Origin of the sequence: Cobetia sp. 2AS (assembly GCF_029846355.1) — a bacterium.
GTDB classification, from domain to species: domain Bacteria; phylum Pseudomonadota; class Gammaproteobacteria; order Pseudomonadales; family Halomonadaceae; genus Cobetia; species Cobetia amphilecti.
Genome location: NZ_JARWKQ010000002.1, coordinates 1098745 through 1104744 on the forward strand (window position 1 = coordinate 1098745; position 6000 = coordinate 1104744).

Annotated in this window: 7 protein-coding genes; all 7 read right to left on the reverse strand. The window is 65.8% G+C overall.

Annotated elements, in window-relative coordinates; genetic code table 11:
- Positions 1-17: 17 nt before the first annotated feature.
- The 7 genes from QD356_RS09810 to nrdR all read right to left on the reverse strand — a co-directional run bounded on the left by QD356_RS09810 (position 18) and on the right by nrdR (position 5899).
- Positions 18-491 (reverse strand): phosphatidylglycerophosphatase A, encoded by a 474-nt coding sequence (locus QD356_RS09810; RefSeq protein ID WP_043331372.1) that lies wholly within the window; start codon positions 489-491, stop codon positions 18-20.
- Entirely contained in the window at positions 488-1606 is a 1119-nt protein-coding gene (thiL, locus tag QD356_RS09815) for a thiamine-phosphate kinase (protein WP_192837541.1), read from the reverse strand. The genes QD356_RS09810 and thiL overlap by 4 nt, the downstream gene beginning before the upstream one ends.
- Before the next feature lies 1 nt (position 1607).
- The gene (gene nusB / locus QD356_RS09820) at positions 1608-2123 is read right to left on the reverse strand and encodes a transcription antitermination factor NusB (RefSeq protein WP_043331373.1); all 516 of its coding nucleotides are present in this window, start codon (positions 2121-2123) and stop codon (positions 1608-1610) included.
- Positions 2120-2602, reverse strand: a complete 483-nt coding sequence (gene ribE, locus QD356_RS09825) for a 6,7-dimethyl-8-ribityllumazine synthase (protein WP_043331374.1) — start codon at positions 2600-2602, stop codon at positions 2120-2122. Before ribE ends, nusB begins: the two co-directional genes overlap by 4 nt.
- 111 nt (positions 2603-2713) lie before the next feature.
- The gene (gene ribBA, locus QD356_RS09830; RefSeq protein ID WP_192837540.1) at positions 2714-3868 is read right to left on the reverse strand and encodes a bifunctional 3,4-dihydroxy-2-butanone-4-phosphate synthase/GTP cyclohydrolase II; all 1155 of its coding nucleotides are present in this window, start codon (positions 3866-3868) and stop codon (positions 2714-2716) included.
- A gap of 156 nt (positions 3869-4024) precedes the next feature.
- Positions 4025-5179: a bifunctional diaminohydroxyphosphoribosylaminopyrimidine deaminase/5-amino-6-(5-phosphoribosylamino)uracil reductase RibD gene (gene ribD, locus QD356_RS09835; protein WP_225996358.1), complete on the reverse strand. Its 1155-nt coding sequence runs from the start codon at positions 5177-5179 to the stop codon at positions 4025-4027.
- Between the two features lie 231 nt (positions 5180-5410).
- Positions 5411-5899, reverse strand: coding sequence for a transcriptional regulator NrdR (nrdR, locus tag QD356_RS09840; RefSeq protein WP_043331377.1), 489 nt, complete (start codon positions 5897-5899; stop codon positions 5411-5413).
- Positions 5900-6000 lie beyond the last annotated feature (101 nt).

Sequence of the window (6000 nt, forward strand, 5' to 3'; positions counted from 1 at the left end):
GCCAAGGCAGCGAAGCGTCAGTGCAACCACAGCCACAGATGCATCGTCGACCAGGCATAGATACCGGCGAAGACGTCATCCAGCATGATGCCGAAGCCACCGGCAACCCGGCGGTCGGCCCAGCGAATCGGCCATGGCTTGAGAATATCGAAGACCCGGAAGACCACGAAGCCCCATAGCGCTGCCTGCCAAGAGAATGGCACGGCGGCCATCGTGATCCAATAGCCGACGAATTCGTCCCAGACGATCCCGGAGTGATCATGCACACCGAGATCGCGCGAGGTGCGATCACAGATCCAGATCCCGACCAGCGACGCGACCAGCACGATGGCCAGATACGGCCACAGCGTGAGATTGGTCATCAGCCAGTAGAACGGGATGGCCGCGAGAGTACCGAAGGTGCCCGGTGCAAAGGGCGCGGTACCACTGCCCAGCCCGAAGGCCAGGAAGTGCACGGGGCGCCGCCAGACACTGGCGGGAGCGCGATTCATGGTGCCACCCCGTTCGCGTTGCGTGGCGACGCATCGCCGCAGGAGCCGTCTGGCCCAGAGGCCTGCGTGGCAGAGACCTGTGTGTCAGAGCCCTGTGTGACAGAAGCCTGCGAGGCAGAGAAATGCTGCCAGCTCTGGCCTGTCGCTGCCTGTTCAACGCCCTTGTCCATCAGCATCACGCGCGGCGCATCGCTGCCCGCCGCCTGCATGCGACCGATGACATTCAAGGACAGGTTGAGTGAACGCAGGGCAAGCCTGGCCGTCTCGAGGTTCTCTGCGGGCAGCGTGAGCAACAGCTCGTAATCGTCGCCGCCATTGAGGACCGCCTCGCGGGCGCCCTGCTCGCCCAGCGCCGTGACCAGCTCCGGCGCCAGCGGCAGTTCGCCAAGCTCCAGCGCCGCCGACAGCTGACTGGCACGACAGATGTGTGCCAGGTCGCCCATCACGCCATCGGAGACATCCAGGCCCGCACTGGCCAGCTCACGCAGCGCCAGCCCCGCATCGACCCGCGGTTCTGGTCGCAGGTAGGCCGCCAGGCAAGGATTCAGCACATCGCGTACGCCATCCTGCCAGGCCTTGAGGCCAGCATGCGCCAACCCCGGCAGGCCGGTGACCGCGATGAGGTCCCCCTCACGGGCGCCGTCACGCCGCAGAATCGGGCGGGTCACGCTGTCGGCCTGCTGGGCAGGCTCGAGCACGCACGGCAGCTCGCCATGCACGGTGATCGTGATGGAGAGCGGGCCGCGCGTGACGTCGCCGCCTACCAGCGCGATACCGTAGCGATCCGCCAGCGCGTGGAAACCGGCTGCAAAACCATGCAGCCAGTCTTCATCCACATCCGGCAACGTCAGGGCCAGCAACGCCCAGCGCGGGGTCGCGCCCATCGCCGCCAGATCAGACAGATTGACGGCCAGGGCGCGATGGCCAATGGACGCCGCAGGCGCATCCGGCGGGAAGTGCACCCCCGCCACCGAGGTATCGACACTGACCGCCATCTGCATGCCATCACTGGCGGCAAGAAGTGCACAGTCGTCACCCGGCCCCAGCAACACGCCCGGTGCCCCGGACAGATCGCGCTGGAAGTAGCGGGCAATCAGCTCGAATTCACCTGGCATGTCAGCGCAGGCGGGCCTGGGTCACCTCGGCACTGCGCAGCTTGACTGCCAGCTTGTCGAGGATCCCGTTGACGTACTTGTGCCCGTCGGTGGCACCGAAGGTCTTGGCCAGTTCGACCCCTTCGTTGATCGCCACGCGATACGGCACTTCCATGCGCTTGGACAGCTCGTAAGCGCCCAGACGCAGGATGGCCAGCTCGATCTCGTCGAGATCCTGCAGGCGACGGTCGAGCAGCGGGCTGATGCTGGCATCCAGTTCTTTCTGGAAGCGCGGCACGTTGTGCAGCAGCTCGTGGAACAGGGCCTGGTCGGCGATGCGCATCACCTCGACCCAGTTCTCGTGCAGCTCGACGTCATCGTCGACCTGTTGACCACGGAACTCGGCTTCGATGGTGGTCATGTTCTTGCCGGTCATCTGCCACTGGTAGATGCCCTGCACGGCCAGCTCGCGAGCGGCGCGACGCGCCTGCTGCTGCTTGGACGGCTCGCGCTCGGTACGTTCCTTGCGTTCGCTCACGCGTCACCTCCCATGGCCTTGAGCAGGGAGACCATTTCCATCGCCGCCATGGCCGCTTCGGTACCCTTGTTGCCAGCCTTGGTGCCGGCACGCTCGATGGCCTGCTCGATGGAATTCACCGTCAGCACGCCATTGGCGACCGGGGTGTCGAATTCGAGCTGCAGACGCGACAGCGCGGAGTTGCACTCACCGGCGACATATTCGAAGTGCGGCGTACCACCGCGGATCACCGCGCCCAGCGTGATGACGGCGTGCGGCTTGACCTTGGCCAGCACGGCCTTGACGGCCAGCGGAATTTCCCAGGCACCCGGCACGTGGATCAGGTCGATGTTTTCCTCATCGACGCCGTGGCGTACGAGAGAATCGACCGCGCCTTCCACCAGGCTGTCGACGACATGGTGGTTGAAACGCCCGACGACGATGACGTAACGGCCATCGACATTGGTGAAAGTGCCTTCGAGTTGAGCAATCGGTTGCATGGTCAGTCCACAATGCTAGCGCCCCGGAGAACCGGGGCGGGGATATCAATCATACCGGGGAAGGCCGCCAGAAGAGCGCGACCTCCCCCGCCATTTGGGGTGCCGAAGCGCTTACGCGCCTGCGGCGTCTGCGCATGTCTCGCCTGCCGTGTCATCACTGCCGACCAGTTCGACCACTTCGAGGCCAAACCCGGACAGGGCAGAGAATTTCCACGGCGAGCTGAGCAGACGCATCCGGCCGACACCGAGATCCCGAAGGATCTGGGCACCGGTACCGGTGGTCAGATAATTGCCCGCACCATCGGATTCGTTGGTGCGCGGGGTACGACGTCGTCCGAGGAAGACATCGAGACGATCCTTGTAGTCCATCGCGTCGCTGCCGGTGTCCAGCAGTACCAGCACGCCGGCATCGGCGGCGGCGACTTCGGCGAGCGCATCATTGAGCGCCCAGCTGCTGCTGCCCGGCTGACGCAGGGTCAGCAGGTCGCGCATCGGGTCCTGCACGTGCACGCGCACGGTGGTCAGAGACTCGGCGTCCGGCGTGCCCTTGACCAGCGCCAGGTGGTGACGGCCCTGGATGCGATCGCTGAAGCAGTGCAGCGTCAGCTCGCCGAAGGCGGTCTCGACCTGCTCGCTGTCCAGCACTTCCACGGTCTGCTCATTGTGGATGCGATATTCGATCAGGTCCGCAATGGTGCCGACCTTGAGGTCGTGCTCGGCGGCGAAGCGCTCGAGCTCTTCCCGACGCGCCATGCTGCCGTCGTCGTTCATGACCTCACAGATCACGCCGGTTGCGCCAAAGCCCGCCATGGACGCCAGGTCACAGGCCGCCTCGGTATGGCCAGCGCGACGCAGCACGCCACCCGGTTCCGCCATCAGCGGGAAGATGTGCCCCGGCTGGACGATGTCCTGCGGGCGCGCATTGCGCGCGGCGGCAGCCTGCACGGTACGGGCGCGGTCAGCCGCCGAGATGCCGGTGGTGACGCCTTCGGTGGCCTCGATGGAGAGCGTGAACTTGGTGCCGAAGCCGGAACCGTTGGCCTGAACCATCAGTGGCAGCTGGAGCTGTTCGCAATGCTCACGCGACATCGGCATGCAGATCAAGCCACGCGCGTGGCGTGCCATGAAGTTGATGTGCTCGGCTGTCACGGCTTCCGCGGCGATGATGATGTCGCCTTCATTCTCACGATCCTCGTCATCCATGAGGATGACCATCTTGCCTTGCCGGATATCCTCGACGAGTGCTGCGATGCCTGATAGCGCCATGCTTGCTCCACTTTACGGGCTGCGCCGGCCCATGCTGGACCCACGCGTATTATCAAAAAGTCGGGCGTCAGGGTACCCCGCCACCCCGTTTTGCGCCAGCACCCAGCGACGCCGCTGTCGCCAGACGGCGGCAAGTGCTTGCGTGACAAGAAGAAATCAGTCGCCGCTCTCCTGCGGGTCTGGCGATGCCAACGGCACTGCGGTGATGCGCCAATCACGCCCCACCGCCCGGATATCGCGAATCTCGACCCGGCGCTGCTGCGCCATGTGATCCAGCCCCGGCAGCGCCAGCAGCGGGCGAGCCTCGCCGCCCAGCAGCGTCGGAGCCATGAAGAGCTGCATCTCATCGACCAGCCCCGCATTAATCATGGCCCCGGCCAGCACCGCGCCGGTTTCCAGCAGTACCTCGTTGGCCTGCTCGTGCTCGGCCAGATAGCGCAGCAGGGCCTCGAGGTCCACGCGGCCATCCGCGCCTGCCGGCAGCGCCAACACCTCGGCACCGGCCGCCTCCAACAAGGTACGTCGCTCAGCCAGCGCCGCTGTCTCATCCGCGACACATACCAGCAGCGTACGACCGGATTGCGCCAGAATGCGCGCCGCCAGCGGCAGACGCAGATGGCTGTCCACCACCACGCGCAACGGCTGACGCGCCACCAGCGCCTCGAGCCCCAGCGGATGGTCTTCGAGCCCGAGCTGGTCGGCGCGCACATTGAGGCGCGAATCATCGAAGATGACCGACTCGATGCCGCTCATCACCACGCTGGAGCGCGCACGCAGACGCTGCACGGCGCTGCGCGCTTCGGGGCCGGTGATCCATTGGGATTCGCCGGAGGCCATCGCCGTGCGACCGTCCAGGCTCATGGCCTGCTTGAGGCGCACGAAGGGCCGACCGCGCTCCATGCGTGACAGGAAGCCGGGGTTGAGCGCTCGCGCCTCCTGCTCCATCACCCCGACCGTCACCGCGATGCCCGCGCCCTGCAGCAGCGCGATGCCGCGCCCGGCGACCTGCGGATTCGGATCACGCATCGCGATCACCACCCGCGAGACGCCCGCCGCGATCAGCGCCAGCGAGCAAGGGCCGGTACGCCCGGTGTGGGAGCAGGGCTCCAGCGTTACATAGGCCACGCAGCCCAGCGCGCGCTCACCCGCCTCTGCCAGCGCATTGACCTCGGCATGCCCTTCCCCGGCACGCACGTGAAAGCCGCTCGCGATCACCTCATCGGTCTCGGCCTCTACCAGCACACAGCCGACACGCGGATTGGGCTGCGTCGTGTAGCTGCCCAGTCGCGCCAGGCGCAGGGCGTGGGCCATGTGGCGCGCATCACGCGCCGAGGGAGCACTGCGTTCGTGAGAGTGGCTGTCACGGGGAGCATGAGAAGCATGAGGAGAAAGAGACATGCGATACCTTGGCGTGAAACGAGAGAAGGTCAGGCGTAGCCCAAGCGGCGGCCACTACCCCGAGGCCTGAGCCACGCAGCGTGACGCGACAGAGCCGCAGACACAGGCCTCGAGGTCATCTGCAAGGATGACCGTGTCGAGACATCAGGGCCGCGCGTCTTCCTCGCCCGGCAGGAAACTGGGCTCCTGGGCGAGACGGTCGATCTCGGCGCGGAACTCATCAAGATCCTGGAAGCGACGATAGACCGAAGCGAAGCGGATATAGGCGACCTGATCCAGCCGCTTGAGCTGCTGCATGACCTCATCACCGATGCGCCGCGCCTCGATCTCACGCTCGCCGGTGGCACGCAGACGCTGACGAATGCGCTCCACCGCGGCCTCGATCAGCTCGGAGGAAACCGGGCGCTTTTCCAGCGCGCGCAGCATGCCGGCACGCAGCTTGTGCTCATCGAAGCTCTCACGCGAACCGTCACCCTTGACCACGCGCGGCATGACCAGCTCCGCCGTTTCGTAGGTCGTGAAACGCTCACCGCAGGCCGCGCACTGGCGACGCCGCCGCACCTGGTCACCCTCGACCACCAGTCGGGAATCCGTGACCTTGGTTTCATGAGTTCCACAGAAGGGACAGTGCATGTTGGAGAGCCTGCTTGGGTGCGAGGTGGCTGCGGCCCCGCGCGAAGCACAGCGAGGAAGTGGCGCAGCGCAGCCGAATGACAGCGAATGGCGGGTATTGT